Raw genomic sequence first — 26,658 nt, 5'->3', positions numbered from 1 at the left:
GAGTTGTCCGGTTGATGGGATTGACGCAAATTCCACGAAGCAAAAAGGGCGAGCACCCGCGACTGCGAGTGCTCGCCCTTTCACAGCGAGTCAGGAGGGGGAATCCCCTCCCGGAATCACTTGACGGAGACGGAGGCGCCGGCCTCTTCCAGCTTGGCCTTGACCTCTTCGGCCTTCTCCTTCTCGACCTTCTCCAGGATCGGCTTCGGAGCGCCCTCGACCAGCTCCTTGGCCTCCTTCAGGCCCAGGCCGGAGACGATCTCGCGGACGACCTTGATGACCTGGATCTTCTTGTCGCCAGCGCCCTCGAGGATGACGTCGAACTCGTCCTGCTCCTCAGCGGCGGCAGCGCCACCGGCGGCCGGGGCGGCCACGACGGCGGCCGGGGCAGCGGCGGTGACGTCGAAGGTCTCCTCGAACTCCTTCACGAAAGCCGACAGCTCCAGGAGGGTCATCTCCTTGAAGACGTCCAACAGCTCTTCGTTGCTCAGCTTCGCCACGACGGCGTTCCTTTCCGTTCAGGTCCCCTGGCACCGGCGGTACCGGGGAGGGAGTTTTGCGACCGACAACTGCGTCCACTGGGGACTCAGGCGTCGGCGTCGCTGCCCTTCTTCTCCTGCAGAGCAGCAGCCAACCGAGCCACCTGGGACGCCGGCGCGGCGAACAGCGCAGCGGCCTGGCCCATCTTGGCCTTCATCGCACCGGCCAGCTTGCTCAGCGTGACCTCGCGCGAGTCGAGGTCGGCGATGCTCTCGACCTCGGACACGGACAGCGCGCGGCCGTCCATGTAACCGCCCTTGATCACCAGGGACTCGTTGCCCTTGGCGAACTCCTTCAGGGCCTTGGCGGCGTCGACCGGCTCGCCCTCGATGAAGGCGATCGCGGTCGGGCCGACGAGCAGGTCGTCGAGTCCCTCGACGCCCGACTGCTCGGCAGCACGCTTGACCAGCGTGTTCTTCGCGACACGGTACGTGGCGCCCGCTCCGAGGGAGCGGCGCAGCGTGGACAGCTGCGCCATGGACAGCCCGCGGTACTCGGTCACGACCGCAGCGGTCGAAGTGGTGAAGTGATCAGCGATCTCGGTGACCGCATCGACCTTTTCGGGCTTCGCCATGTCGCCTCCTCTCTATCTCCGACTGTGATCCGCATCCAGTCGGTCCTGAGACGACAAAACGCCCCGGCGCAGCAAGCACGGGGCGTCAAGATCATGGGCGCGCAGAGCGCGGCACGCGTAGCCTCGTCCCTCCTGCGCGGGCCGCCCGCATCTCACGGGACCTTAGTTCTCCGAACCCTCGCGGGAGCGGAGAAGACCAGCGGTCTTGGGTGGAACCTCTTAAAGAGTACGCGATGCCCCCGGAGCACTTCCAACCACCCCTCCCCGCCTCACCGGTGGTGACCTGGGCCGCACGGACGGGCATCATGTGGGGCGTGGCCGATCAGCACGAGCCGGAGCCCGGGTCGAACCTGCCGGACAAGTCCCGTCCCGCCGACATCGTCGACGCCGAGGTGGTGGACGGCGACCTCGTCGCCGCACCGACGCCGGCCAAACCCGCGCCGCCCGTCGACGACGAGGAATTCCGGCAGTTCCAGGAGTTCCAGAAATTCCAGAAGTTCCGCGAGTGGCAGCAGGCCCAGGGCGGCGACCTCGCGGTGCCCCCGACCACCGGCGCCCAGCCCGCGGAGCAGCCGAAGAAGCCCTGGTGGAAGACGGCCCTCGGCCTCCTCCGCTACAAGTTCGTCCGCCGCCTGATCTACCTGCTCGTGCTCCTCCTGCTGCTCAACTACGCCTACGACTACTACTTCGGCAGCAGCTCCGGAGGCGGCAACGGCACCGTAGGCGGTGGGTCCGCACCAGAGGACGCGGTTCCAGTCACCGCGACGAACCCAAAGCAGGCGGTGCGCAGCGTTTACAACGGGTTGCGCAGCGACACCCCCGAAGTGGCCTGCAATCTCTTCAGCGTGGAAGGGCAGCACCAGTTCGCCGGGGGGCATGGAGCCCCGACCTGCACGATCGCCGCCCAGCAGATCAACAGCCAGATCACCGACCCTGGCGCGTACGCGAATCCGAAGTTCGGGCAGGACGTGGTTTACGGGGATCCGAGCGCATCCGAAGTTCTGGTGCTGCACTGCCGGGTTCAAGTCACCGGCGGACCCCAGCTCGGCACCTTCAAGCTCAGCCGGCAGCCCGACGGCAGCTGGGAGATCAGCGCGTACAGCTTCCAGACCTCGGCCTGCTCGAACTGAGTGCCGAAGGACTGCAAGAGCGACTGCCCCACCGAACGCGAAAGGGCGGGCCGACCGGGTGGTCGGCCCGCCCTTTCGGCGGGTGCAGCGGGATCAGGCGGACGCGCGGGTCGCGCTCGGGTCCACCGGGATGCCCGGGCCCATCGTCGTGGTGAAGGTGACCTTCTTCAGGTACCGGCCCTTCGACGCCGACGGCTTGGCGCGCAGCACCTCGTCCAGCGCGGCCAGGTAGTTGTCCACCAGCTTGTCGGTGTCGAACGAGGCCTTGCCGATGATGAAGTGCAGGTTCGCCTGCTTGTCGACGCGGAAGTTGATCTTACCGCCCTTGATGTCCGCGACCGCCTTGGTGACGTTCGGGGTGACGGTGCCGGTCTTCGGGTTCGGCATCAGGCCGCGCGGGCCGAGGATGCGGGCCACCTTGCCGACCTTGGCCATCTGGTCCGGGGTGGCGATCGCCGCGTCGAAATCGAGCCAGCCGCCCTGAATGCGCTCGATCAGGTCCTCGGAACCAACCGCGTCCGCTCCGGCGGCCTCGGCCTCAGCGGCCTTGTCGCCGACGGCGAACACGATGACGCGGGCAGTCTTACCAGTGCCGTGCGGCAGGTTCACGGTGCCGCGGACCATCTGGTCTGCCTTGCGGGGGTCGACGCCCAGCCGCAGCGCCACCTCGACGGTGGCGTCGTACTTGACCTTGGAGGTCTTCTTCGCCAGCTCGGCGGCTTCCGTCGGCGCGTACAGACGCGTCCGGTCGATCAGCTCGGCCGCCTGCTGGTATGCCTTGCTGCGCTTTGCCATTTCTGTCCCTATCAGCGGTGGATCAGTTGTGGTTGGTCGGGCTGCGCTGGAGCCCTCCCACAGCGGTGTCCGGTCGGAACCGGTCCCGGGTCAGCCCTCGACGTTGAGGCCCATCGACCGAGCAGTACCGGCGATGATCTTCGCGGCCTGGTCGATGTCGTTGGCGTTGAGGTCTTCCATCTTGGTCTGCGCGATCTCGCGGACCTGGTCCATGGACACCTTGCCGACCTTGGTCTTGTGCGGCTCGCCGCTGCCCTTCTGCACACCGGCGGCCTTCAGCAGCAGCTTCGCGGCCGGCGGGGTCTTCAGCTTGAAGTCGAAGGACCGGTCTTCGTAGACGGAGATCTCGACCGGGACAACGTTGCCGCGCTGCTGCTCGGTGGCGGCGTTGTAGGCCTTGCAGAACTCCATGATGTTGACGCCGTGCTGACCCAGCGCCGGGCCGACCGGCGGAGCCGGGTTGGCCTGGCCCGCCTGGATCTGCAGCTTGATGATCGCTGCCAGCTTCTTCTTCTTGGGCGGCATGTTTGCTTCCTGTGTCTTCGCTATCCGGTTGCCCGGCCCCGCCTGGCTGCGGAGCCGGATCTGGCGAGACCACGAAACGGTGGCATCGCCCGATTCTGCGCGCGGTCCTGCCAGATCCACGCGCAGCCGCCGTGCTCCCGGGGGAGCCGGTCAGATCTTGGAAACCTGGTTGAACGACAGCTCAACCGGCGTTTCGCGGCCGAAGATCGACACCAGGACCTTGAGCTTCTGGGCGTCCGGGTTGACCTCGTTGATGGTCGCGGGAAGGGTCGCGAACGGCCCGTCCATGACGGTGACGGACTCACCGACCTCGAAGTCGACCTCCACCGCGGACTTGGCGGCGGACGGAGTGGCCGCGGCCTTCTTGCCCGGCTCGGCCTTCTTCTCCTCCACCTGCGGCGCGAGGAACTTCAGCACGTCGTCGATGGTCAGCGGCGACGGCTTGGAGGTGGCGCCGACGAAGCCGGTGACACCCGGCGTGTTGCGCACCGCGCTCCAGGACGCGTCGTTGAGCTCCATCCGGACCAGGATGTAGCCGGGCAGCACCTTGCGCTGCACCAGCTTGCGCTGGCCGTTCTTGATCTCGGTGACCTCTTCGGTCGGCACCTCGACCTGGAAGATGAAGTCCTCGACGTCCAGCGTCTGGGCGCGGGTCTCCAGGTTGGTCTTGACCTTGTTCTCGTAGCCGGCGTAGGAGTGCACGACGTACCAGTCGCCGGGCGCGCGGCGCAGTGCGGCGCGCAGCTCCTCGACGGGGTCGACCTCCTCGGCCTCAGCCTCGCCGGACTCGCCCTCGGCGGCGTCCTCCTCGGCGGACTCGTCGGCGTCGGAGTCGTCCGCACCGGCTTCCGAGTCCTCGTCGGCCTCGGTCTCGTCCTGGGCCTCGACGTCGTCGCTGGAACCGGTGTCCTCGCCGGAGTCGGCACCGTCGGCGGACTCGACTGCATCGACCTGGTTCGCGGTCGCCTCGACCTCGTCGGCCGCTGGCTGCACCTGCTCGTCGGTGAGGCCGGTGGTTTCCTGGCCCTCGTGGGAGGTCACAGTCGGTCTCGCTTCCTCTCGTGCGTTGCGTGCCGGGTCGTTGCTCCGCCGGCACCACCTAAAGCGCGGGCCCGAAGGTTCAGCTGGAGCCGAACAACCAGCCCACGCCCTTGGCGAAGAGCACATCCACGCCGGCCACGAACGCCACCATGACGCTGACGAACACCAGCACCACGAACGTGTAGGTCACCAGCGACTTGCGCGTCGGCCAGATGACCTTGCGCAGTTCGGCGACGACCTCGCGCAGGAAGCGTCCGATCTTCCGGAACAGCGAAACCCGACCCTGCCGACCGTCCCGCGATGGGGTCGGCCGACCCTTCGACTCAGTTGTGCGCGTCGAGTTGGCACCCGACTCGCCGGACCGGCCCTTGCGACCGGCCGGACGGGAGGAAGCACGGCGCTCGCGCCGCGCCGCAGCGCTGGACGGACGGTTGGCGTCGTCGCGCTCCCCGCCCTGCTCCTGCTCGCGGTCCTCGCTCACGCCAATCCTCCGCTCACCGTCGCATCGACGCAGGGGTGACAGGACTTGAACCTGCAACCTGCGGTTTTGGAGACCGCTGCTCTGCCAATTGAGCTACACCCCTTTGCGGCCATCTTGCCCGACCGCAGTTCGGGACGCCCTGCACCGCCATGGAACCGGGGTTCCACGGTGCTCAGGCATCCCAGGTTCGAAAGTGTACGGCACACCGACAACCCGTTTCCAACGGCACCCCCCTGTCCCGTTCAAGAACAACTCCGCCGCAGGTGGGAAGCGTGGCGCTGGACACTTCTGCCAGGATGCCGGACATGGCCACACCTGACGCAGAGCACCGGACCGGCGCGCGGGTCTCCGCGCGGATCGGCGGCATCAGCGAGTCCGCCACGCTGGCCGTGGACACCAAGGCCAAGGCACTCAAGGCCGCGGGCCGCCCGGTGATCGGGTTCGGCGCCGGCGAGCCGGACTTCCCGACGCCGCAGCCCGTCGTCGACGCCGCCATCGCCGCCTGCTCCGACCCGAAGAACCACCGGTACAGCCCGGCCGCCGGCCTGCCCGAGCTGCGCGAAGCCATCGCCGCCAAGACCCTGCGGGACTCCGGCCTCATCGTGCAGCCCGGCCAGGTGCTGGTGACCAACGGCGGCAAGCAGGCCGTCTACCAGGCGTTCCAGACGCTGCTGGATCCGGGCGACGAGGTGCTGCTGCCCGCGCCGTACTGGACCACCTACCCGGAGGCGATCACCCTGCCGGGTGGAGTTCCGGTGGTGGTCCCGGCCGACGAGTCGACCGGCTACCTGGTTTCCGTCGACCAGCTGGAGGCGGCGCGCACGCCGCGCACCAAGGTCCTGCTGTTCAACTCGCCGTCCAACCCGACCGGCGCGGTGTACCCGCCGGAGCAGGTCGAGGCGATCGGCCGCTGGGCCGTCGAGCACGGCATCTGGGTGATCACCGACGAGATCTACGAGCACCTGGTCTACGGCGACGCGCGGCACGTGTCGATGCTCACCGCGGTGCCGGAGCTGGCCGACACCTGCGTGGTGCTCAACGGCGTCGCCAAGACCTACGCGATGACCGGCTGGCGGGTGGGCTGGATGATCGGCCCGGCGGACGTGGTCAAGGCCGCGACGAACCTGCAGTCGCACCTGTCGTCCAACGTCGCGAACGTCTCGCAGCGGGCCGCCCTGGAGGCCGTCAGCGGCTCGCTGGACGCCGTCCACGAGATGCGCGCGGCGTTCGACCGCCGCCGCCGCAAGATGGTCGAGCTGCTCTCGGCGATCCCCGGCGTCAGCTGCCCCGAACCGCAGGGCGCCTTCTACGCGTACCCGTCGGTCAAGGAGCTCCTGGGCAAGGAGATCCGCGGCGCCCGCCCGAGCACCAGCGCCGAGCTGGCGGCCCTGGCGCTGGAGCACGCCGAGGTCGCGGTGGTCCCGGGCGAGGCCTTCGGCACTCCCGGCTACTTCCGCCTCTCCTACGCCCTCGGCGACGACGACCTGGTCACCGGCGTGACCCGCCTGGCCGCCCTCCTCTCCGAAGCGCGGTAGCCCGTCACCCGATCAGGCAAGTGCGAAGGGCACCTCTTGCCCAGTTAGCTGGCGAAAGGTGCCCTTCACCTCGTTCGCTACTGGGGGAGGCGGACGAGGGCGGTGGCGCCGCCCAGGACGCCCTGGGACGCGCTCTTGGCCGTGATCACGACCTTGACCGTCCCGTCGTCGTTGATCGCCGAGATCTTGCCGGCGACGTCGACCTGGGCGCCGGTGTCGTCGTTGGGCACCACGACGGGCCGGGTGAAGCGGACCGAGTAGTGCACGATCGCGCCGGGATCGCCGGTCCACTCGCTGACCAGCCGGCCGGCCACGGCCATGGTGAGCATCCCGTGCGCGATCACGTCCGGCAGCCCGACCCCGGTGGCGAACCGCTCGTTCCAGTGGATCGGGTTGAAGTCGCCGGAGGCGCCCGCGTAGCGGACCAGGTCGGCGCGGGTGAGCGGCACGCTCAGCTCGGGCAGCCGGTCGCCGACGGCGACCTCGGAAATCCGCACCATCACTCCTCGCCCTCCGCGGTGCCGCGGGCCACCAGCATCGACTTCGCGGTGCACACCGGCTCGCCCTCGACGGTGCTGATCTCGGACCGGACGGTCAGGAAGTCGTTGCCCGCGCGGGTCTTGATGTCGTCCACGTGCACCACGGTGACCAGCCGGTCACCGGCCCGGATCGGCCGGTGGTGGGTGAACTCCTGCTGCCCGTGCACGACCCGGCTGTAGTCCAGCCCGAGCTGCGGGTCCTCGACGATCGCGTCGTGCGAGCCCATGGACAGGATCACGGCGAAGGTCGGCGGTGCGATCACATCGGGGTAGCCGGCGGCCTTCGCGGCTTCGACGTCCCGGCACAGCGGGGACTCGTCCTTGATCGCGGCGGCGAACTCCCGGATCTTCTCCCGCCCGACCTCGTAGGGCCGGGTGGGCGGATACGCACGTCCGATGAATGACTGGTCAAGCGGCACCCGCGAAGGCTACCCGACCTCCGACCAGGCACAACCGCCCTGCACGAACACCAGTGCCCCACCCCACAGTCCCACGACCGGCTGAACCTGGTCCGAGCACGAAAAAGCCCGCCCCCGATACCGGGGACGGGCTGAAAGCCTCGAAGGCCTACCCTCAGCGGGTTTCCTTGTGCAGCTTGTGCGTGCCGCAGTTCATGCAGAACTTCTTCATCTCCAACCGGTCCGGGTTGTTGCGCCGGTTCTTGTTGGTGATGTAGTTGCGGTGCTTGCACTCCTCGCACGCCAGCGTGATCTTGGGTCGGACGTCGGTGGCGGCCACGGGGGTGCCTGCCTTTCTGCCTCGGTAATCTGCTGGGACGGCTCGCGGGCGGACCCGCGTGAGCCGGTGACTGGTAGCGGTGGCCGGACTTGAACCGGCGACACAGCGATTATGAGCCGCTTGCTCTACCGACTGAGCTACACCGCCATGCTGAGCCCTTCGGTGCGAGCACCGGAGCCTCAGCCGACGCAGGATATCCCACGCAAAACAGCCACAGCACCTAGCTTAGCGAGCACTGCGGCTGTCTTTCGAGCCCCAATACGGAATCGAACCGTAGACCTTCTCCTTACCATGGAGACGCTCTGCCGACTGAGCTATTGGGGCGTGTCCCTGCGGAACGTCTAGAACTTTACACACCTCCCGACAGCCCCGAACAGGGGGGTCCACTTTTGGTGAAAACCCTGGTCATGGCCACTTCCCCGGCCTCAGGGCGGCCGCTGGGCGGCGAAACCGGGTTCAGTGCAGGAGTGTGAGGACGGTCTCCGAACGGGCGCCGACGCCGCGTTTCGTGCGGGCCTGCAGCCACGCCTCGAAGCGCTCCTCGGACAGCGGCCGGGAGATCAGGTAGCCCTGCGCCACGTCGCAGCCCATCTGCACCAGCAGATCGCGCGCGGCGTCGTCCTCGACGCCCTCGGCGACCACCGCGAGGCTCAGCGAGTGGCCCAGCTCGACGATCGAGCGGACCACCGCCATGTCGCCCAGATCGGTGCCCATGCCGAGCACGAAGCTCTTGTCGATCTTCACCTCGTCCACCGGCAGCCGCCGCAGGTAGGCCAGCGAGGAGTAGCCGGTGCCGAAGTCGTCGACCGCCAGCACCACGCCCATCGCGTGCAGCCGCCGCAGCACCGGCAGCGACCGCTCCGGATCGGCCATCACGCTGGACTCGGTGAGCTCGAAGGTCAGCAGCTCGGGCGGGATGTCGTGGCGCAGCAGCGCCTCGGCGACGCGGTCCGGGAAGGCCTCGTCGGCCAGGTTGCGCACCGACAGGTTCACCGCCACCGACATCCGCAGCCCGGTGTCCAGCCACTTGCGGATCTTGACCAGCGCGCACTCCATCACGAACGAGGTGAGCGCGTCGACCAGGCCGGTCGCCTCGACCAGCGGGATGAACTCGTCGGGGTTCAGCCGCCCGTACTCCGGGTGCGACCAGCGCACCAGGGCTTCGGCGCCGACCACGCGCCGCTCGGGCAGCGCCACCTTGGGCTGGTAGTGCACCTCGACCTGGCCGGTGTCCAACGCCTGCCGGAACTGGGTGACCAGCTGGAACCGGCGCAGGAACACCTGCCCCATCGCGGGCGCGTAGCCGCGCACCCCGTCCTCGCCGTTGCGCGCCGCGCGGACCGCGACGTCGGCGCGCTGCAGCAAGGTGTTCACGTCGTTCTCGCACTCCCCGTCGGCGGGCGCCGACGAGGCGTACCCGGCGACACCCGCCGCCTCCACCACGATGCGGTCCAGCGGGTACGGGCGGGCGATCGCCTCGCGCAGGTGCTGGGCCACCTCGTGGGCCTGGTCCTCGCTGCGGTCCAGCAGCAGCACCGCGAAGGAGTTCGCCTCCAGCCTGGCCAGCGGTGCCTCGCCCAGCTCCTCGCGCATCCGCTCCCCCGCGGCGACGACCATCCGGTCGCCCCAGGTGTAGCCGAGGGCTTCGCTGACCGTGGTCAGCACGTCGAGGTCGATGCGCAGCACGACCGCGGTGCGGCCGCTGCGCAGCTCCTCCGCGGCCATCTCGCGGAAGCCGGTGCGGTTGAGCAGCCCGGTGAGCGGATCGTGGTAGGCGTCGTGGCGCAACCGCGCGAGCAGCCTGCGGTTGTCCATCGCGGTCGCGAGGTGGCTGGCCAGGGTGTGCAGCAACCGCACGTCCGCCCGGCCGAAGCCGCGCCAGCGGCTGACCCGGTCGTGCACCTCGACGGCGCCGAGCAGCTGCGACGCGCCGCGCAGCGGGACGACCAGCGCCTCGTACGCGCCGCGCTGCCGCAATGCCCGCCGCACCTCTTCAGGAGCTTCCAGCGTCCGGAACGAGCGCACGTGGCTGCCCGGCAGTTGCAGCAGCGGGTCGTCGCGCAGCGCCGAGGGAGCCGCCTGCCAGGCGGCGTCGGGCAGGGACTCACCGGCGACGAGCGTGCTGACCTCGCCGCTCGGGTCCAGCCGCAGGCGCAGGACCACCCGGGTCGCGTTGAGCTGTTCGCGGATCCGCTCGGCGACGGGCTCCCACTCGCCGGCCCCCGGCGCCGCTTCCGCGGTCTCGCCCGGGCCCTGCGCGCTGCGCTGCCCGTGGCGGGCCACGCTCAAGCTCACATCGCTGAGCGCTTCCAGGTCGCGCTGCTCGCGCATCAGATCGGAGTAGGCGCGGTAGAGGCCGATCACGGCCGCTGCGACCAGCGCCACCAGCAGCCAGCCCCACGGCGTGCTCAGCGCCACCTCGTAGCTGACCAGGCCGACCGAGGTGTTCAGCAGGCCGACGGCCAGCGTGCGCACCGCCAGCCGCGCACCGGCCGAGACGCGCATCGCGCCGCCCAGCACGTGCAGCGCGGCGAGCGCGAAACCGCAGCTGATCAGCGAGGAGGTGAGGGTGCCCACGACCGGGCCGAACCAGATCGGGGCGACGGCGGCCAGCGCCTGGTTGACCGCGTGGGCGACCGCGAACGGCACCGCGATCTCCAGGCACATGACCCCGGCGTTGTAGGCGACGTGGGTGGCCGCGCGGCGGCCGACCTGCGCGCCCAGCCCGGCCAGCAGGTTCGCCGCCAGCGCCACCTCGAACGGCACCGTGAGCAGCGCGAGGATCAGCGGGATCTCGGTGAAGGAGATCGTCCAGCCGACCCGCTTGACGTCCACGTCGATGGTCAGCTGCTCGGCCAGCAGGAAGCCCATGGCCAGCAGCGGGCCGAGGAACAGCAGGTCCGAGCGGTAGTGGAAGGGCAGCCAGAGCGAGGCCAGCAGCGAGGCCAGCACACCGGCGAAGAGCACGGCGAAGGAGAAACCGGCGAACATCCGGCGCCGCACCGGATCGACCTCGGGGCGCACCGGGGGTCGCGCCGGCTCCAGCTCGGGCTCCGGGCCGAGGGAGCGGTGACGCCCGATCATCCACGCTCCTCCCCGTCCGGCAGCGCGGGCGCGCCACAAAAATGCCGCGGACGATCGTGACTCACGCCGGCACGCCTTGGCCAGGGGCGAATGGCCCGCGTCGCACCAGGCGGACACCTGCGCGGACGCCGCAGGCCGCGGCCGGTGCGGACATCCGCCGCCGCGGCCGGGAGTTGACCTGCAAATATTTCACAACGATCCGCGAGCACCACTGCTCGTTGGGCTCAACGCCGCGACCACGACGATCCTGTGAGGATCACCGCAGCAACCAAACCGCCGCACACCGTCCGCGCACACCGCTCACGCGGGGTCACCACGGCAGCCCGAACTCGTCGAAGAAGTCGCGGATCGCCCGGTCCAGATCGGCCAGCCCGGATTCCTCGACGGGCAGGTGGCCCGCCCCGGTCAGCTCGGCGGACCGGGTCGGCCCGCCGATCCGGTCGAAGAACCGCTGGGACAGCAGCGGCGGCGTCCAGCGGTCGTCCGCCGGGTGCGCCAGCAGCACCGGCGGTCCGGTGAACGCCTCCGGCCGGACCGCGGGCGCCGCGCCGAGGCAGCTGCGGACGAAGCCCAGCGCCAGCCAGCTGCCGCCGCCGATGGGATCGGCCCACACCAGGTTGGCCAGCTGGGCGTGGTTGGACACCGCGGCGATGTTGGCCAGCCAGTGCGTCGGCACCCGCGCGGTCGACAGCGGGCCGGGCACCAGGCCGAGCAGGCCCGACCACCGGGCCATCTCCGGCCGGGCGGCCAGCCGGCGGCGCGCTTCGCTGCGCTGCGGGTCGATGAGGCAGGTGGCGATCACGCCGGCCACCTCGCCACCGGCGCGCGCTGCGACGTCGTAGGCCAGCCGGCCGCCGGTGCTCACGCCGAGCAGCACGATCGGGCGGTCGTCGCGGGCCCGCTCCAGCGCCACCAGGTCCCGGACGCAGTCGATCCAGTCCTGGTAGGTGGTGCCGCGCCGGGACGCGCGGGTGAGGCCGAAGCCGGGCAGGTCGGGGGCGATGAACTCGAGATCGGCCAGCGACGGCAGCCGCCCGAACGGGGCGAGCATCCGGCCGTAGGTGCCGATGCCGTGCAACGCGATCAGCTTGGTCGGCGCGTGCTCGCGCGCGACGCGGTCGACGTGCACCTGGACGTCCCGCCACGACCACCAGTGCTCGGCCGGCGCGTTCTCCTCGGTGACGCGCAGGGCGCCGGGGAAGAAGTCCTGGTAACGCAGCCAGTAGAGCTGTTCGCGGTAGCCGGGGCCGACGTCGGTGGCGGACCCTGGGGTGGATGGAGCGCTCGAAGGCACACTTCGAACATACGGAGAGAACAGGACCGCGCGCATCGGCCGGGAGCAGGCCCGCACGCGGTCCGACCGAGCGCGGAAGGCCCTGCTGGCCAGCGAAGACGCGGTCCACCGGCACCCGATCGCGACCCGCCGGAATGTGATCGTCGCCGCAATCGGGGGACGTCAGTTCCGCGGATCGAGGCGGACGACCGCGGCGTCCAGGTCGAGCGGACCGCCGGACTCCCGCTCGTCCTCCTTGACCACTTCCACCCAGGCCAGGTGCTCCAGCTGGTGCTTGGCACCGGCGCTGAACAGGCCTTCGACACCCAGCACCGCCGAGCCGGCCGGGGACGTCGCGGGCTGCAGCCGCTCCGCGTTCCGCTGCTCCTGCCGCCGCTTCGCGCGGGCCGTCCGGTCAATGGCCATGGCACCAGGCTAGCCGGACGAATCGCCCCCGATCCGGCTCTGCCGTCAATGCGCCACCCCTCGCGTACGCTGCGGAGCCGTGCCGGATCCGTACTTCGTCCAGGTCGACACCGCGGAACTCGCGGACCTGGGGCGGGCTTTCGAGGTGGTCGACCAGCACGCCGAGCTCGACCACCGGTACCGCAAGATGCTCGCCGACTCGCAGCGGACGCTGACCGCCGCCGAGGTCCGCCTCACCCAGGCCCGCGGCCTGGCCAAGCGGCTGCTGGTCCTGCTCAAGGCGGCCGGGCCGGACTTCGCGGACTCCCTGCCCGCCGCGGCGCGCACCGCGGTCGAAGCCGGTTCCGCGCAGGCCAACGCGTTGATCTACGACCCGGAGCAGGCCTGACCGACCCCCGGCGAAACCCGCTGGACGACCCGATGTATTCTTTTTCCGCAAGCCAGCGCTGCTGGTGCGCACGCCAGGTTGCCCGAGCGGCCAAAGGGAGCTGACTGTAAATCAGCCGGCATTGCCTTCGGAGGTTCGAATCCTCCACCTGGCACCCAGCAAACCGACCCCGTGATCAGCTGGTCACGGGGTCGGTTTCGTTTTGGGCAGGGGTGCGAGCCCGCCCGGTGCTCCAGCCGCACCCGGTAGCGTGTCCGGACGACACGAGCTGCGTCTCAACGGGAGGTAAGACACGTGGCAAACCCGTCCTTCGACGTGGTGAGCAAGGTGGACCGCCAAGAGGTGGACAACGCCCTCAACCAGGCGGCCAAGGAGCTCACCACCCGGTTCGACTTCCGCGGCACCAACACCAAGATCGAGTGGTCCGGTGAGGAAGCGGTGGCGGTGGAGTCCAGCACCGAGGAGCGCTGCAAGGCCGCGATCGAGGTCTTCAAGGAGAAGCTGATCAAGCGCGGCATCTCGCTGAAGGCGCTGGACATGAACGAACCGGCCAGTTCCGGGCAGATCTACAAGGCCAGCGGCAAGATCGTGCAGGGCATCTCGCAGGACGTGGCGAAGAAGATCTCCAAGAAGATCCGCGACGAGGGCCCGAAGGGCGTGCAGGCGCAGATCCAGGGCGAGCAGCTGCGCGTCACCGGCAAGAAGAAGGACGACCTCCAGGCGGTCATCCAGATGCTGAAGGCCGCGGACTTCGACGCCCCGCTCCAGTTCGAGAACTACCGCTGAGATTTCCGGCCACGTGCTGCGGCACGGGTAGCGGGATGCAGGCGACGCGGGCGCCGTGGGCGAGCTGCGCGCCCGCGGCGCGTGCGACGGTCGGCACCGCGAAGCGTTCTCGGGGGTTGCTCAGCGGTGGTGAGGCGGTTGGAAGACCGCTCCACCGGCTGGAAGATCGGAGTTCGGTCGTGGGTGCTCTAGTGGGAGGTGCTCGGTGAAGGGGATCGTGCTGGCCGGGGGCAGCGGGACGCGGCTGCACCCGTTGACCCAGGTCGTGTCGAAGCAGCTGCTGCCGGTCTACGACAAGCCGATGATCTACTACCCGCTCTCGGTGCTCATGCTCGCCGGGATCCGGGACGTGCTGCTCATCTCCACACCGGCCGACATGCCGCTGTTCCAGCGGCTGCTCGGCGACGGGTCGCAGTTCGGCATCGAGATCTCCTACGCCGTGCAGCCCGAGCCCAACGGGCTCGCCGAGGCGTTCGTGATCGGCGCCGACTTCGTCGGTGACGACCCGGTGGCGCTGGTGCTCGGCGACAACATCTTCTACGGCCAGGGCTTCTCCGGGATCCTCCAGCAGTGCGTGCGCGACCTCGACGGCTGCACGCTGTTCGGCTACCCGGTCCGCGACCCGGAGCGCTACGGCGTCGGCGAGGTGGACGGCGAGGGCCGGCTGCTGTCGATCGTGGAGAAGCCGGCCGAGCCGAGGTCCAACATGGCGGTCACCGGGCTGTACTTCTACGACAACGACGTGGTGGACATCGCCAAGGGCCTCACGCCGTCGTCGCGCGGCGAGCTGGAGATCACCGACGTCAACCTCGCCTACCTGCGCGAAGGCCGGGCCCACCTGACGCCGCTGGGCCGCGGGTTCGCGTGGCTGGACACCGGCACGCACGACTCGCTGGTGGAGGCCGGCCAGTTCGTGCAGGTGCTGGAGCACCGCCAGGGCGTGCGGATCGCCTGCCTGGAGGAGATCGCGCTGAAGATGGGCTACATCAGCGCGGACGACTGCCACGAGCTCGGCGCCCGCCTCGCGAAGTCCGGCTACGGCCAGTACGTCATGGAGGTCGCCCGCCGCGCGGGCGCCACCCCCTGACAACACCTTCGAGTGCATTCCCCCAAACCCACGCACAACCCCCGACCTGCGAAAACCTCACCCGAGCAGCAGGGAGCGGTCAATTTCGTACGAAATTGACCAGCCGCGCCGCTACCAGGCCGGGGGGAGCTGGTGGCCCGCCATGCCCTCGAGGCGGCGGATCCGCTCCGCCATGGGCGGGTGGGTGGAGAAGAGCTTGGTCAGGCGCTCGCCGGGGCGGAACGGGTTCGCGATCATCAGGTGCGACTGCGACACCAGCTGCGGTTCCGGCGCCAGCGGCGCCTGCTGGGTGCCCCGCTCCAGCTTCCGCAGCGCGGAGGCCAGCGCGAGCGGGTCGCCGGTGAGGTGGGCGCCGGACTGGTCGGCCTGGTACTCGCGGGAGCGGCTGACGGCCATCTGCACCACCGCCGCCGCGATCGGCCCGAGCAGCGCCACCAGCAGCATCGCGAACGGGTTCGGGCGGTTCTCGCCCTGGCCGCCCGACATGCCGAAGAACATCCCGAAGTTGGCCAGGAAGGTCACCACGCTGGCCAGCGCGCCCGCCACGCACGAGATCAGGATGTCCCGGTTGTAGACGTGCGAGAGCTCGTGGCCGAGCACCGCGCGCAGCTCGCGCTCGTTGAGCAGCTCGAGGATCCCGGCCGTGCAGCACACCGCGGCGTTGCGCGGGTTCCGGCCGGTGGCGAAGGCGTTCGGGGCCCGGGTCGGGCTGACGTAGAGCGCGGGCATCGGCTGCTTGGCCGAGGTCGCCAGCTCCCGGACGATCCGGTACATGGCGGGCTGCTCGGCCTCCGAGACCGGCCGCGCGTGCATCGCGCGCAGGGCCAGGTTCGCCGAGTTGAAGTAGGCGTACCCGTTCATGCCCAGCGCCACGACCAGCCCGACGATCAGGCCGGTGCGCCCGAACAGCGACCCGACCAGCAACACCAGGGCGCTCATGCCGCCGAGCAGCAATGCCGTTTTCACGCCGTTGAAGTGACTGTGCACCGTGCCTACCTCTACCAAGGCCCCGAGCGGGGGCCGACACCTTCCGGATGGCCTCAGCGGACGATCTCCCCGCCCTTCTCGAAGGTCACTCAGAGAACGAGCCGGCGCGAGTCGTAGTTCCGCTGGGCGGATGTGCCGAAGGCAACGAGCCCGGTGGCAGCGCGAGGGGCTCCGCCGGAGCGATCTAGCATGACCCGCCGGTAGTTGAAATGAAAACTTTGTCCACCGTACCCCGCGGTCGGGCAGGAAGGATCCAGATGATCTTCGCCAAGCTGCGGCGGCGTCGTTCGGCAGGTAACAGCGGTTCGCCGCGCCCCGGCGTCTCCAACTTCCTCCCGACCCCGCTGGACAGCGGCGTCATCACCTGCCAGGTGCAGGACGAGCGGGGACAGCTGCTGCCCGGGGCGGCCGTGACGCTGGTCGGCAGGCTCAACCAGCGGACCGCGCACGGCATCACCGACAGCTACGGCAGCTTCGCGACTTCGATCGCCCCCGGCACCCACCGGCTGTCGATCAGCGCGGGCGGCTACCGCCGCTACAGCACGCAGGTGGAGGTGGGCGTCAACCGGCACCTCCAGCTCGGCACCGTCCAGCTGACACCGGACGAATCGCTGGAGCCGCCGATCCCCGGCCGCTACCGGTTCGACCCGTACCACACCGAGATCCGGTTCGTCGCCCCGCACATCGGCATGTCCAAGATCCACGGCATGTTCAAGGAGTTCGACGGCGTCGTGCAGGTCGCCGAGCGGTTCGAGGACTCCCGCATCGAGGTGGCGATCAACGCGGCGAGCATCGAGACCGGCGTCAAGATGCGCGACGACCACCTGCGCTCGGCGGACTTCTTCGACGTGGCCAACCACCCGCACATCCGGTTCACCAGCGACCGGTTCACCCACCTGCGCGCGGACCGCTGGTCGGTCAGCGGGCACCTGACGCTGCGCGGCACCACCCGCCCGGTCGAGCTGGCCACGACCTACCTGGGCCAGCGCAAGTGGCAGGGCCCGGGCTTCGACGGCGATCTGCGGGTGGCCTGCCACTCCACTGCGACCCTGCGCCGCGAGGACTTCTCGGTCGACTGGAAGGCCACGCTGGCCAAGGGGATCGCGGTCGTCGGCCCCACCATCGACCTCGAGATCGGCGTCCAGGCCGTCATGGAGCAGTGACTCCGGTCCGCCGTCGTCCACGGGCGGACCCCACCGGCGTGTCAGGTGCCCGACACGCCGGTGGCGCGTCGGGATCTATGCGATCTCAATGGAAATCGGACGTCTGATCTCCATTGAAATCGCACCGCGAAGGGCACCGCGGCGAGCGGTGCCCTTCGCCTTCCCCGTCCCCTCGGTCAGCTGTGCAGTTCGAGCGTGCAGCACTTCGGGCCGCCGCCCGACTTCCGGAGCTCCGAGATGTCCAGCAGGATCGGCTCGTAGCCGCGGTCGGCCAGCTGCGCGGCCAGGCCGGTCGCCTCGGTCGGGAGCACCACGTGCCTGCCGTCGGAGACGCCGTTGAGGCCCAGGCAGGCCGCGTCGGCGGCGGTCGCGATCACCGCGTCCGGGAACATCCGCTCCAGCACCCGGCGGGAACCGGCCGAGAACGCCTCCGGGTAGTAGGCGATGCGCGCGTCCGCGCCGCGCCGCAGGACGAACAGCGCGGTGTCCAGGTGGTAGTAGCGCGGGTCGACCAGGCGCAGCGACACCACCGGGACGCCGAGCACCTCCTGCGCCTCGGCGTGCGCCTCCGGGTCGGTGCGGAAGCCGCTGCCCGCCAGCAGGACCTGCCCGGTCCAGGCGAAGTCGCCCTCGGCCTCGTTGATCCGGGACGGCATGACCAGGTCGCGGTACCCGCGGGTGGTGAACCAGCGCCGGAAGTGCTCGGCCTCCGCCGCCCGCTGCGGCGCGCGGAACCGGGCGCCGAGCACCCGGCCGTCGATCACGGTCGCCGAGTTGGCCGCGAAGACCATGTCCGGCAGGCCGGGCTGGGGCTCGATGACCTCGACGGTGTGACCGAGGCGCTCGTAGGCGCGCTTGAGCTCGTCCCACTGGGCCATCGCGCGGTCGGCGTCCACCGGGGTTCCCGGATCCATCCACGGGTTGATGGAGTACTCGACGGTGAAGTACTGCGGCGGGCACATCAGGTAGTGCCGCGGGGTGGCCCGCGGCGTCTGGATCGGTTGGGCAGCCTGATCGGCGATGACCGTCATGAATCGAAATGTAAGCGGTGGCTGGAACGGCCATCAATAACGCTACGTTCGATTTTTGCGGCAGAATGTTGCGTATGGACGTCCTGGATCAACGAATCATTTCGCACCTGGTCGCCGACGCGCGGGCCAGCTACGCGGAGATCGGCGCGGAGGTGGGCCTGTCCGCGCCCGCGGTGAAGCGGCGGGTGGACAAGCTGCTCGACCTCGGCGTGCTGCAGGGCTTCACCGCGGTCGTGGACCCGGAGGCGCTGGGCTGGGGCACCGAGGCGTTCGTCGAGGTGCACTGCTCCGGGAACGTCCCCGCGCACCGGATCCGCACCGGCCTGGAACCGCTGCCGGAGGTCGTCGCGGCCTACACCGTCTCCGGCCAGGCCGACGCGATCGTCCACCTGCGCGCGGCGAACATCCACCACCTGGAAGAAGCCATGGAACGCCTCCGCTCGGTCGACTTCGTCAGCCGAACCGTCTCCACAGTCGTCCTCTCCCGCCTCCTCGAACGCCAACCCCAACCCGAGTGAGCGATGCCAACGAGGTGAAGGGCACCCTTCGCCGAGTAAGCGGGCGAAAGGTGCCCTTCACCCCGCCCCTCCTGAGCTAACGCGGCAGCCGCCCCGATGTTGACCACTCGATCGGTTGAAGCGTGAAGGGCACCTTTTAGCAACTAACTTGCCTAAAGGTGCCCTTCACCGGTGGTCGCCACTCGTTCGGGGAGTAGGTGAGGGGCACCTTTCGCCCAGTGTGTTGGTGAGAGGTGCCCTTCACCTGTCAGCTGATCGGGTTAGGCGCGGCCGTTCCAGGAGGTGAAGCCGGCGATCTCGGCGTCCTTGGCGGAGCGGAACCAGACGTCGGCGACGATGTCGTCGTACTGGGGCGATTCCGGGGTGTGGTACTGGCGGGACGCCGAGTGGCCCTTCACCATCGGGCCGGACCAGCCGCTGTCGCGACCGGGGTGCGGGCCCGCGCCCGGCGTGCGCTGCGGGAGCGGCGGGACGTCCTCGTCCTCGACGACCGCGGGCATGACCTGCGTCGCCTCCGCGCCGACCGGCGGCACGTACGGCGTCGCGGGCTGCGCATCGCTCTTCTGCTCCGACTCGAACAGCGACCGCAGCTGGCCGGACAGGCGTTCGGCGTCCTCCAGCTGGCCGGAGAACGAGGCGGCGGGCTGCGGCTCCTCGCGGCTGACCGGCGTCACCGCCGTGTCGGGCTCCGCGGTGTCCTTCGAGTCGCTCGGCCCGATCCGGGTGTCGGCGCCGTCCTTCGGATCGGCAGACCCGCGCCAGGTGTCCGCATCATCGTTCGGACCGGCAGACCCGCGCCAGGTGTCCGCACCATCGTTCGGGTCGACGGACCCGACCCAGGTGTCCGCACCATCCTTCGGACCGGCAGACGCACGCCAGGTATCCGCGTCGTCCTCCGGACCGGCAGCGCCGCGCCAGGTGTCCGCGTCGTCCTCCGGACCGGCAGCGCCGCGCCAGGTGTCCGCGTCCTCCTCCGGACCGGCAGCGCCGCGCCAGGTGTCCGCGTCCTCCTCCGGACCAGCAGATCCGCGCCAGGTGTCCGCACCGTCCTTGGGGTCGGCGGATCCACGCCAGGTGTCCGCACTGCCCTTCGGGTCGGCAGACCCGACCCAGGTGTCCGCACCGTCCTTCCGATCGGCGGACCCGCGCCAGGTGTCCGCACCGTCGCTCGGGTCGGCAGACCCGACCGAGGTGTCGGTACCGCCCGTCGGGCCAGGAGATCCGGCCCAGGTGTCGTCCTCGGGATCGGCGGGTGCGCTCGCTTCGGCCGGGATCCGCGGCTGCACCGCGGTCTGCTCGGTGCCGGAGCGGTCTTCCGGCTTCTCCTCGTCCCACTTGCGGAACCAGGTGTTCTCGGTGTCCTCGTCCGGTTGCAGGCGCGGGTCGGCCCACGCGCGCGGCGGGCGGTCCCAGTCGCCGATCGGCGGCTCTTCCGGGTCGCGGGGGCGCGTCGGGCGCAGCAGCTCCAGCGGTTCCCGCGCGGTGTCCGGCTCGTCGTAGTCGGCGGGCCGGTCGTAGTCGTAGTCCGGGTACTCGGCGGCCTCCGCCAGGCGCCGCTGCAGCGGGCGGACGAACAGCAGCCAGGTGATCAGGGCGCCGAGCGCGAACGCGGCAAGGCTCCACAGCCACACCTGGGTGAACAGCCAGGTGATCACGAGAGATGTCCTTCCTCAGCGCCGCCGGTGGTTCCCGGCATGCCTACCACGGAGCACCGCCGCGCCGAGGCGGTGTGATCGGCTCGTGATCGCAATCCGGCCACCGCTCAGCGGGTCCGCGCCACCACGTAGTCGACCAGCACGGACAGCGCCTCGCGGGCCGGGGTGTCCGGCAGCGAGGCGAGCTCCTTGCGGGCGTCGGCGGCGTATTCGTCCAAGGTCGCGCGAGTGCGCTCCAAGCCGTTCGACGCGCGCAGCAGCTCCAGCGCTTCGTGCACCTCGGCGTCGTCGGACAGCGCGCGGGACAGCAGGTCGCGCAGCCGGGGATCGGTCTCCGGGTCGGCCAGCGCGTACAGCATCGGCAGCGTGCGCACGCCCTCGCGGAGATCGGTGCCCGGCGTCTTGCCGGACTCGTCGGCGGGCGAGGCGATGTCGATGATGTCGTCGGAGATCTGGAACCCGATGCCGATGAGCCGGCCGATCCGCTCCAGCGACTCGACGATCGACTGGTCCGCGCCGGAGAACCACGCGCCGAACCGGCCCGCGGTGGCGATCAGCGAACCGGTCTTCTCGAAGACCACCCGCAGGTAGAACTCCACGGCGTCCTCATCGGGGCCGACCCCGACGGTCTCCCGCATCTGCCCGGTGACCAGCAGCTCGAAGGTGCGCGCCATGTCGCGGACCGCGTCCGCGCCGAGGTCGGCGATCAGCGCCGACGCCTGGGCGAACAGGAAGTCGCCGGTCAGGATGGCGATCGAGTTGTCCCAGCGGGCGTTGGCGCTGGTCGCGCCGCGCCGCATGGTCGCCTCGTCCATCACGTCGTCGTGGTAGAGCGTGGCCAGGTGGATCATCTCCACGACCGCGGCCGAGGTGATCACCGCCTCGGCGTCCGGATCGCCGAACTGCGCGGCCAGCAGGGTGAACAGCGGCCGGAACCGCTTGCCCCCCGCGTCGACCAGGTGCAGCGAGGTGCGGGTGGCGAACTCGAAGTCGCTCTGCACGGAGTCGTGCAGCAACCGCTCCACCCGAGCGATGCCCTGCTGCACCGACTCGGCCAACGCCGCGTCGGTGATGTCGATCCCGATCCCACTGCCCTTGATCAGCTCGCTGATCGGGTCTCCCGCTGGCCTGCTCACGTCACCGTCGCCTTCGCTCCCCCAACGATCGCCCTACCGGCGTGCACTCTACGACACGAAGCCGCCGACGTTCGCCCAGTCCAGCGCCAGCGTCGGCAGCACGCCCAGCAGCAGCGTGACGACCACACCGAGCGTGATCGCGGCTGTCGTGAACGCACCCGGCACGCTGACGGTGGGGCCGTCAGCGGCGGGTTCCCGGAAGTACATCAGCACGATGACACGGAGGTAGAAGAACGCGGCAACCGCACTGGCCAGCAGGGCGACGACCACCAGCGGGGCCATCCCGTCGGCCAGCGCCGCCTCGAAGACCACGAACTTGCCGATGAATCCGCTCGTCAGCGGGATGCCGGCGAGGGCGAACAGCAGGAAGGCGAACACCCCGGCGACCAGCGGCGAGCGCTTCGCCAGGCCCGCCCAGTCGGAGAGGTGAGTTGCCTCACCATCGGAGCGCCGCACCAGGCTGATCACGCCGAAGATCGCGATCGTGCTGAACCCGTAGGCCAGCAGGTAGAACAGCGTGCCGGACAGGCCGCGCTCGGTCAGCGCCAGCGAACCGACCAGCATGAACCCGGCGTGCGCCACCGAGGAGTAGGCGACCATCCGCTTGATGTCGCTCTGGGTCAGGCCGAGCACCACGCCGATCACCATCGAGGCGATCGCGACGGCCCACAGCACGCCCTTCCACTCCCAGCTCGACGCCTCGAAGCCGACCTGCAGCACGCGCAGGATCGCGCCGAAGGCCGCGACCTTGGTGCAGGCGGCCATGAACCCGGTCACCGCGGTCGGAGCGCCCTGGTAGACGTCCGGCGTCCAGGTGTGGAACGGGCCGACCGAGGCCTTGAACAGCAGACCCACCAGCAGCAGGCCGAGACCGGCGAACAGCAGCGTGTCCGAGCGGTCCGATCCGGCGGTGGCGTCGGCGATGGCCTGCAGCTTCACCGAACCGGCGTAGCCGTAGAGCAGCGCCAGGCCGTACAGGAAGAACGCCGAGGCGAAGGCGCCGAGCAGGAAGTACTTGACCGCGGCTTCCTGCGAGAGCAGCCGGCGCCGCTTGGCCAGCCCGCACATCAGGTACAGCGGGAGGCTCAGCGTCTCCAGCGCGATGAACATGGTCAGCAGGTCGTTCGCCGCGACGAAGACCAGCATGCCGCCGAGCGAGAACAGGGCGAGCGGGAAGACCTCGGTGCGCATGCCCGACACCGCGGCCGCGGCGCGGCTCATGGTGCCCGGCCCTTCGGAGCGCCGCTCCTCGGAGACGAACGAGCCGCCCGGCTCCACCGAGCGGTCCGCGATCAGCAGGATCGCGGCCAGGCCGAGCGCGAGCAGGGTGCCCCACAGGAACAGGGTGGGCGGGTCGACCGCCAGGGTGTCCGACAGCGTCGTCACCCCGGTGCCGCCCGAGCGCGCGTAGACCGCCAGCGCGATCCCGGCGACCACGATGGACACCAGGCTCAGCCCGACCTGCACCGGCCAGCGCTGGTGCCGCGGCAGGAACGCCTCGACCAGGATCGCCACGCAGGCCGCGCCGAGGATGATCAGGATCGGGGCGATCGCCGCGTAGTCGATCGGTGGGATTTCCACGGGTTGCGCCTGTGCCAGCGCACCCGCGTCCCTCGTCAAGACACCCACTGTCAGTTACCTCCCTGCGAGGTCACGGGGTCGGTGACGCCGACCTCGCTCATGGTTGCCGCGACCGACGGGTTGATCACGTCCAGCACCGGCTTCGGGTAGAAGCCCAACGCGAGCACCAGCACGATCAGCGGGGTCAGCACGGCGATCTCGCGGGCGCCGAGGTCGGCGACCCGGAGCCGGTGCGCGCCCGGCTTGTTCGGGTCGGTGACCGCGCCCGGCCCGCCCGCGGTGCCCAGCAGCGCGTCGCCGCGCAGCGGGCCCTGCATGGTGCGCTGGAAGAGCCACAGCACGTAGACCGCGGCCAGCACCATGCCGATGGTGGCCAGCACGGTGAACACCGGCCGGGTCTCGAAAGAGCCGATGAGCACGAGGAATTCGCTGATGAACGAGTTCGTGCCCGGCAGCGACAGGGTGCTCAGCCCGGCGATCAGCAGCGTGCCCGCCAGCAGCGGCGTCACCTTCGCCATGCCGCCGTAGTCGGCGATGCGGGTGGAGCCGCCGCGGGAGATCACCATGCCGATCACCAGGATCAGCATCCCGGTCGCGATGCTGTGGTTGACCATGTACGACACCGCGCCGACGTGCGACTGCGAGGTGAACGCGAAGATGCCCAGCGCGATGAACCCGAAATGCGCGATCGAGACGTAGGCGATGAACCGCTTGAAGTCGGTCTGCCCGAACGCCTGGAACGAGCCGTAGAGCACGCCGACGACCGCCAGCACCAGCACCAGCGGCGCGAGCAGCTGCGAGGCGTCCGGCGTCAGCGGCAGGCTGTAGCGCAGGAAGCCGAAGGTGCCGACCTTGTCCAGCACGCCGACCACGATCACCGCGACGCCGATCGGCGCCTGCTGCGCGGCGTCCGGCAGCCAGGTGTGGAACGGGACCAGCGGCGCCTTGATGGCGAACGCGGCGAAGAAGCCGAGGAACAGCCACACCTGGACGCTCACCGGCGCGTCCCGCAGGACCGGCACCAGCGTCGCCCAGTCGAAGGTGCCGCGGCCGGTCACCTCCGCGGCGTAGACGTAGGCGCCGATCGCCGAGGCCAGCATGATCAGGCCGCCGAGGAAGGAGTACAGGAAGAACTTCATCGCGGCGTAGGTGCGCTTCGCACCGCCGTAGCTGCCGATGAGGAAGTACATCGGGATCAGCATGATCTCGAACAGCACGTAGAACAGGAACAGGTCGGTCGCGGCGAACACCGCCACCGTCAGCGCCTGCTCCAGCAGCAGCAGCGAGAAGAACCCGCCGTGCGAGCGCCCCTCCGGCAGCCGCTCGCCCCAGCTGTAGCCGAGCACCAGCGGGGTGAGCAGCGCGATCACCGCGATCATCACCAGCGCGATGCCGTCCACGCCGAAGGACAGCCGGATGTCGAACGCCGGGATCCACGCCACCGAGCTGGTGAGCTGGAGCCGCGGTCCGGCCGGGTCGTAGGCGGCCCACGCGGCGAGCGCGAGCACGAGCTCCACCAGGGAGAACCCGAGCGCGGTCCACTTCGCCGCCGGCGCGTTGCCGCGCAGCAGCGCCACCACCACCGACCCGGCGATCGGCAGCAGGATCAGTGCGACGAGCAGGGTCATCGGATCTCCTCCCGGAGCTCGCTACTGAGTCCGCAGTGGACGTGTGATCGGGTCATGACGGGATCCCCACGGCCATCAGGGCGGCGATCACCACGATGCCGCCGAAGAGCATGGACAGGGCGTAGGAGCGGACGAAGCCGGTCTGCCAGCGGCGCAACCGGCCGGAGGTGAAGCCCAGCAGCCCGGCGATGCCGTTGACCGCGCCGTCGACACCCTTGTCGTCCACTGTGACCAGTCCGCGCGCCAGGCCGAACGCGGGCTTCACCGCGACGGCGTTGTTCAGCGCGTTGCCGCCCAGGTCGGCGCGGGCCGCCCGGACGATCGGCGACACCCGCTCCGGGCGCTGCACCGGCACCGGCTTGCGCCCGACCACCAGCCAGGCGACCAGCGCGCCGAGCGCGGAGATCGCCACGGTCAGCACCGGGATCGCGGCGTGCGGGATGGCGCTGTGCCCGGCTTCCTGGAGCTCGCCCAGCGACGGCGTCAGGAAGCCGACCAGCCGGTCGCCGCCCGCGAAGAACATGCCCGCCGCCACCGAACCGATGGCCAGCACGATCATCGGCGCGGTCATCACCGCGGGCGACTCGTGCGGGTGGAAGTCCTTGCCGTTGGCGGCCTTGAGGTTCTGCCAGCGCTTCTCGCCGAAGAACGTCATGAGCACCAGGCGGGTCATGTAGAAGGCGGTGATGCCCGCGCCCAGCAGCGCCGCGCCGCCGAACACCCAGCCGCGCCAGCCCTCCTGGCCGAACGCCGCCTCGATGATGGCGTCCTTGGAGTAGAAGCCGGACAGGAACGGGAACCCGATCAGCGCCAGGTAGCCGAGGCCGAAGGTGGCGAAGGTGACCGGCATGTACCGGTAGAGGCCGCCGAACTTGCGCATGTCGACCTCGTCGTTCATGCCGTGCATCACCGAACCGGCGCCGAGGAACAGCCCGGCCTTGAAGAAGCCGTGGGTGAGCAGGTGCATGATGCCCAGCGCGTACCCGGCCGGGCCGAGCCCGACGGCCAGCATCATGTAGCCGATCTGGCTGACCGTGGAGTACGCCAGGACCTTCTTGATGTCGTCGTAGGCGCAGCCGATGACGCACCCGACCAGCAGCGTGACCGCGCCGACGATGGTGACCGCGAGCTGCCCGCCCGGCGAGAGCGAGAACAGCGGGTTGGCGCGGGCGATCAGGTACACGCCCGCGGTGACCATCGTCGCGGCGTGGATGAGCGCGGAGACCGGCGTCGGGCCCTCCATCGCGTCCGGCAACCACGCCTGCAGCGGGACCTGGCCGGACTTGCCGCAGGCGCCCAGCAACAGCAGCAGCGTGATGGCCAGCAGCACGCCCGGCGAGAGCTCACCGGCGCGGGCGAAGACCTCGGTGTACTGCGTGGTGCCCAGCTCGGCGAACAGCAGGAAGATGGCCAGCGCCAGGCCGACGTCGCCGACCCGGTTCATCACGAACGCCTTGGTCGCCGCCGCGGCCGCCGACGGGCGGCCCTGCCAGAAGCCGATCAGCAGGTAGGAGGCGAGACCGACGCCCTCCCAGCCCAGGTACAGCGTCACGAAGCTGTTGCCCAGCACCAGGACCAGCATCGCGGCGACGAACAGGTTCAGGTAGGCGAAGAACCGGCGCCGCTCGGTGTTGTCCCGGCCGGTGCGGCCCTCCTGGTCGTGCGACATGTAGCCGATCGAGTAGATGTGGATCAGCGATCCGACACCGGTGATCAGCAGCAGGAACACCATCGACAGCGGGTCCAGCCGGAGCCCGAAGTCGACCTGCAGGGCGTTGACCGGGATCCAGGAGAACAGGTGCAGCTCGCGCACCTGACCGCTCGCGGGCATCCCGGAGATGGAGCCGAACAGCAGCACGCCGTACACGAAGGACGCGATCACCGTGGCGCAGCCGAGGATGTGGCCCCAGCCGTTGGCCCGGCGTCCGGCGACGAGCAGGACCAGCGCGCCCAGCGCGGGGAAAGCGACCAGCAGCCAGGCGTTCTCCTGGATGGCACCGGCCGCGCTGGTCACGTC

26 protein-coding genes and 4 tRNA genes are annotated in these 26,658 nt (G+C 69.9%); 8 read left to right on the top strand and 22 right to left on the bottom strand.

Annotated elements, in window-relative coordinates:
- Positions 1-116 precede the first annotated feature (116 nt).
- Both rplL and rplJ read right to left on the bottom strand, forming a co-directional pair.
- Positions 117-500, bottom strand: a complete 384-nt coding sequence (rplL, locus tag OU416_RS37515; RefSeq protein WP_270931843.1) for a 50S ribosomal protein L7/L12 — start codon at positions 498-500, stop codon at positions 117-119.
- A gap of 86 nt (positions 501-586) precedes the next feature.
- Positions 587-1,114, bottom strand: a complete 528-nt coding sequence (rplJ, locus tag OU416_RS37510; RefSeq protein ID WP_270931842.1) for a 50S ribosomal protein L10 — start codon at positions 1,112-1,114, stop codon at positions 587-589.
- Positions 1,115-1,428: 314 nt separating this feature from the next.
- On the opposite strand from rplJ, the gene OU416_RS37505 reads away from it, so the two are divergent.
- Positions 1,429-2,244: a hypothetical protein gene (locus OU416_RS37505; RefSeq protein ID WP_270931841.1), complete on the top strand. Its 816-nt coding sequence runs from the start codon at positions 1,429-1,431 to the stop codon at positions 2,242-2,244.
- A gap of 93 nt (positions 2,245-2,337) precedes the next feature.
- Here OU416_RS37505 and rplA read toward each other — a convergent pair whose 3' ends face one another.
- The 5 genes from rplA to OU416_RS37480 all read right to left on the bottom strand — a co-directional run bounded on the left by rplA (position 2,338) and on the right by OU416_RS37480 (position 5,189).
- Positions 2,338-3,039 (bottom strand): 50S ribosomal protein L1, encoded by a 702-nt coding sequence (gene rplA, locus OU416_RS37500; RefSeq protein ID WP_270931840.1) that lies wholly within the window; start codon positions 3,037-3,039, stop codon positions 2,338-2,340.
- A 90-nt stretch (positions 3,040-3,129) separates the two neighbouring features.
- On the bottom strand, positions 3,130-3,564 hold the full coding sequence (gene rplK / locus OU416_RS37495) for a 50S ribosomal protein L11 (RefSeq protein ID WP_093155294.1): 435 nt from the start codon (positions 3,562-3,564) through the stop codon (positions 3,130-3,132).
- Between the two features lie 150 nt (positions 3,565-3,714).
- Complete coding sequence (gene nusG, locus OU416_RS37490; protein ID WP_270931839.1) at positions 3,715-4,605, bottom strand: transcription termination/antitermination protein NusG; 891 nt, start codon at positions 4,603-4,605, stop codon at positions 3,715-3,717.
- A 79-nt stretch (positions 4,606-4,684) separates the two neighbouring features.
- A complete protein-coding gene (gene secE / locus OU416_RS37485) occupies positions 4,685-5,086 on the bottom strand; it encodes a preprotein translocase subunit SecE (RefSeq protein WP_093155297.1) in 402 nt (133 codons plus the stop codon).
- A gap of 30 nt (positions 5,087-5,116) precedes the next feature.
- Positions 5,117-5,189 (bottom strand) — tRNA-Trp (locus OU416_RS37480).
- Positions 5,190-5,391: 202 nt separating this feature from the next.
- Between OU416_RS37480 and OU416_RS37475 the strand changes: the two genes are divergently transcribed.
- Positions 5,392-6,621, top strand: coding sequence for a pyridoxal phosphate-dependent aminotransferase (locus OU416_RS37475; protein ID WP_270931838.1), 1,230 nt, complete (start codon positions 5,392-5,394; stop codon positions 6,619-6,621).
- Positions 6,622-6,698: 77 nt separating this feature from the next.
- Here OU416_RS37475 and OU416_RS37470 read toward each other — a convergent pair whose 3' ends face one another.
- From OU416_RS37470 to OU416_RS37435, 8 genes are all read right to left on the bottom strand, one after another.
- The gene (locus OU416_RS37470) at positions 6,699-7,121 is read right to left on the bottom strand and encodes a MaoC family dehydratase (RefSeq protein WP_270931837.1); all 423 of its coding nucleotides are present in this window, start codon (positions 7,119-7,121) and stop codon (positions 6,699-6,701) included.
- Positions 7,121-7,579, bottom strand: coding sequence for a MaoC family dehydratase N-terminal domain-containing protein (locus tag OU416_RS37465; protein WP_270931836.1), 459 nt, complete (start codon positions 7,577-7,579; stop codon positions 7,121-7,123). Before OU416_RS37465 ends, OU416_RS37470 begins: the two co-directional genes overlap by 1 nt.
- A 154-nt stretch (positions 7,580-7,733) precedes the next feature.
- On the bottom strand, positions 7,734-7,898 hold the full coding sequence (gene rpmG, locus OU416_RS37460) for a 50S ribosomal protein L33 (RefSeq protein ID WP_093155303.1): 165 nt from the start codon (positions 7,896-7,898) through the stop codon (positions 7,734-7,736).
- A 71-nt stretch (positions 7,899-7,969) separates the two neighbouring features.
- Positions 7,970-8,045: transfer RNA gene (locus OU416_RS37455), tRNA-Met, on the bottom strand.
- 104 nt (positions 8,046-8,149) lie between these two features.
- Positions 8,150-8,222, bottom strand: a tRNA-Thr gene (locus OU416_RS37450).
- 132 nt (positions 8,223-8,354) lie between these two features.
- Positions 8,355-10,982, bottom strand: a complete 2,628-nt coding sequence (locus OU416_RS37445) for a putative bifunctional diguanylate cyclase/phosphodiesterase (protein ID WP_270931835.1) — start codon at positions 10,980-10,982, stop codon at positions 8,355-8,357.
- Positions 10,983-11,292: 310 nt separating this feature from the next.
- Positions 11,293-12,276 (bottom strand): alpha/beta fold hydrolase, encoded by a 984-nt coding sequence (locus tag OU416_RS37440; protein ID WP_270931834.1) that lies wholly within the window; start codon positions 12,274-12,276, stop codon positions 11,293-11,295.
- A gap of 162 nt (positions 12,277-12,438) precedes the next feature.
- The gene (locus tag OU416_RS37435) at positions 12,439-12,681 is read right to left on the bottom strand and encodes a hypothetical protein (protein ID WP_270931833.1); all 243 of its coding nucleotides are present in this window, start codon (positions 12,679-12,681) and stop codon (positions 12,439-12,441) included.
- Between the two features lie 79 nt (positions 12,682-12,760).
- On the opposite strand from OU416_RS37435, the gene OU416_RS37430 reads away from it, so the two are divergent.
- From OU416_RS37430 to rfbA, 4 genes are all read left to right on the top strand, one after another.
- Positions 12,761-13,069 (top strand): hypothetical protein, encoded by a 309-nt coding sequence (locus OU416_RS37430; protein ID WP_270931832.1) that lies wholly within the window; start codon positions 12,761-12,763, stop codon positions 13,067-13,069.
- A gap of 72 nt (positions 13,070-13,141) precedes the next feature.
- Positions 13,142-13,223 (top strand) — tRNA-Tyr (locus OU416_RS37425).
- A gap of 140 nt (positions 13,224-13,363) precedes the next feature.
- Positions 13,364-13,855: a YajQ family cyclic di-GMP-binding protein gene (locus OU416_RS37420; RefSeq protein ID WP_270931831.1), complete on the top strand. Its 492-nt coding sequence runs from the start codon at positions 13,364-13,366 to the stop codon at positions 13,853-13,855.
- Positions 13,856-14,060: 205 nt separating this feature from the next.
- On the top strand, positions 14,061-14,942 hold the full coding sequence (gene rfbA / locus OU416_RS37415) for a glucose-1-phosphate thymidylyltransferase RfbA (protein WP_270931830.1): 882 nt from the start codon (positions 14,061-14,063) through the stop codon (positions 14,940-14,942).
- A 111-nt stretch (positions 14,943-15,053) separates the two neighbouring features.
- Here the strand turns inward: rfbA and htpX are convergent, their stop codons facing one another.
- Entirely contained in the window at positions 15,054-15,929 is an 876-nt protein-coding gene (gene htpX / locus OU416_RS37410) for a zinc metalloprotease HtpX (RefSeq protein ID WP_270931829.1), read from the bottom strand.
- A 257-nt stretch (positions 15,930-16,186) separates the two neighbouring features.
- Between htpX and OU416_RS37405 the strand changes: the two genes are divergently transcribed.
- Positions 16,187-17,092: a YceI family protein gene (locus OU416_RS37405; protein ID WP_270931828.1), complete on the top strand. Its 906-nt coding sequence runs from the start codon at positions 16,187-16,189 to the stop codon at positions 17,090-17,092.
- A 176-nt stretch (positions 17,093-17,268) separates the two neighbouring features.
- Here the strand turns inward: OU416_RS37405 and ddaH are convergent, their stop codons facing one another.
- Positions 17,269-18,123, bottom strand: a complete 855-nt coding sequence (gene ddaH / locus OU416_RS37400) for a dimethylargininase (protein WP_333779679.1) — start codon at positions 18,121-18,123, stop codon at positions 17,269-17,271.
- Positions 18,124-18,197: 74 nt separating this feature from the next.
- Between ddaH and OU416_RS37395 the strand changes: the two genes are divergently transcribed.
- Positions 18,198-18,641: an Lrp/AsnC family transcriptional regulator gene (locus OU416_RS37395; RefSeq protein WP_270931827.1), complete on the top strand. Its 444-nt coding sequence runs from the start codon at positions 18,198-18,200 to the stop codon at positions 18,639-18,641.
- 260 nt (positions 18,642-18,901) lie between these two features.
- Here OU416_RS37395 and OU416_RS37390 read toward each other — a convergent pair whose 3' ends face one another.
- From OU416_RS37390 to nuoL, 5 genes are all read right to left on the bottom strand, one after another.
- Positions 18,902-20,296 carry a sunset domain-containing protein gene (locus tag OU416_RS37390; RefSeq protein ID WP_270931826.1) on the bottom strand — a complete coding sequence of 465 codons (1,395 nt, stop codon included), beginning with the start codon at positions 20,294-20,296 and terminating at the stop codon, positions 18,902-18,904.
- Positions 20,297-20,403: 107 nt separating this feature from the next.
- Positions 20,404-21,432 (bottom strand): polyprenyl synthetase family protein, encoded by a 1,029-nt coding sequence (locus OU416_RS37385; RefSeq protein ID WP_270931825.1) that lies wholly within the window; start codon positions 21,430-21,432, stop codon positions 20,404-20,406.
- A gap of 48 nt (positions 21,433-21,480) precedes the next feature.
- Complete coding sequence (gene nuoN, locus OU416_RS37380) at positions 21,481-23,013, bottom strand: NADH-quinone oxidoreductase subunit NuoN (RefSeq protein WP_270931824.1); 1,533 nt, start codon at positions 23,011-23,013, stop codon at positions 21,481-21,483.
- A 50-nt stretch (positions 23,014-23,063) separates the two neighbouring features.
- The gene (locus OU416_RS37375; RefSeq protein ID WP_270931823.1) at positions 23,064-24,641 is read right to left on the bottom strand and encodes an NADH-quinone oxidoreductase subunit M; all 1,578 of its coding nucleotides are present in this window, start codon (positions 24,639-24,641) and stop codon (positions 23,064-23,066) included.
- 52 nt (positions 24,642-24,693) lie between these two features.
- The gene (nuoL, locus tag OU416_RS37370) at positions 24,694-26,634 is read right to left on the bottom strand and encodes an NADH-quinone oxidoreductase subunit L (protein WP_270931872.1); all 1,941 of its coding nucleotides are present in this window, start codon (positions 26,632-26,634) and stop codon (positions 24,694-24,696) included.
- Positions 26,635-26,658: the final 24 nt, after the last annotated feature.

It is taken from the genome of Saccharopolyspora indica, assembly GCF_027853965.1.
Classification (GTDB): Bacteria; Actinomycetota; Actinomycetes; order Mycobacteriales; family Pseudonocardiaceae; genus Saccharopolyspora; species Saccharopolyspora indica.
The sequence above is the reverse complement of the archived record's forward strand: the minus strand, read 5'-3'. Positions and strand labels throughout refer to the sequence as shown.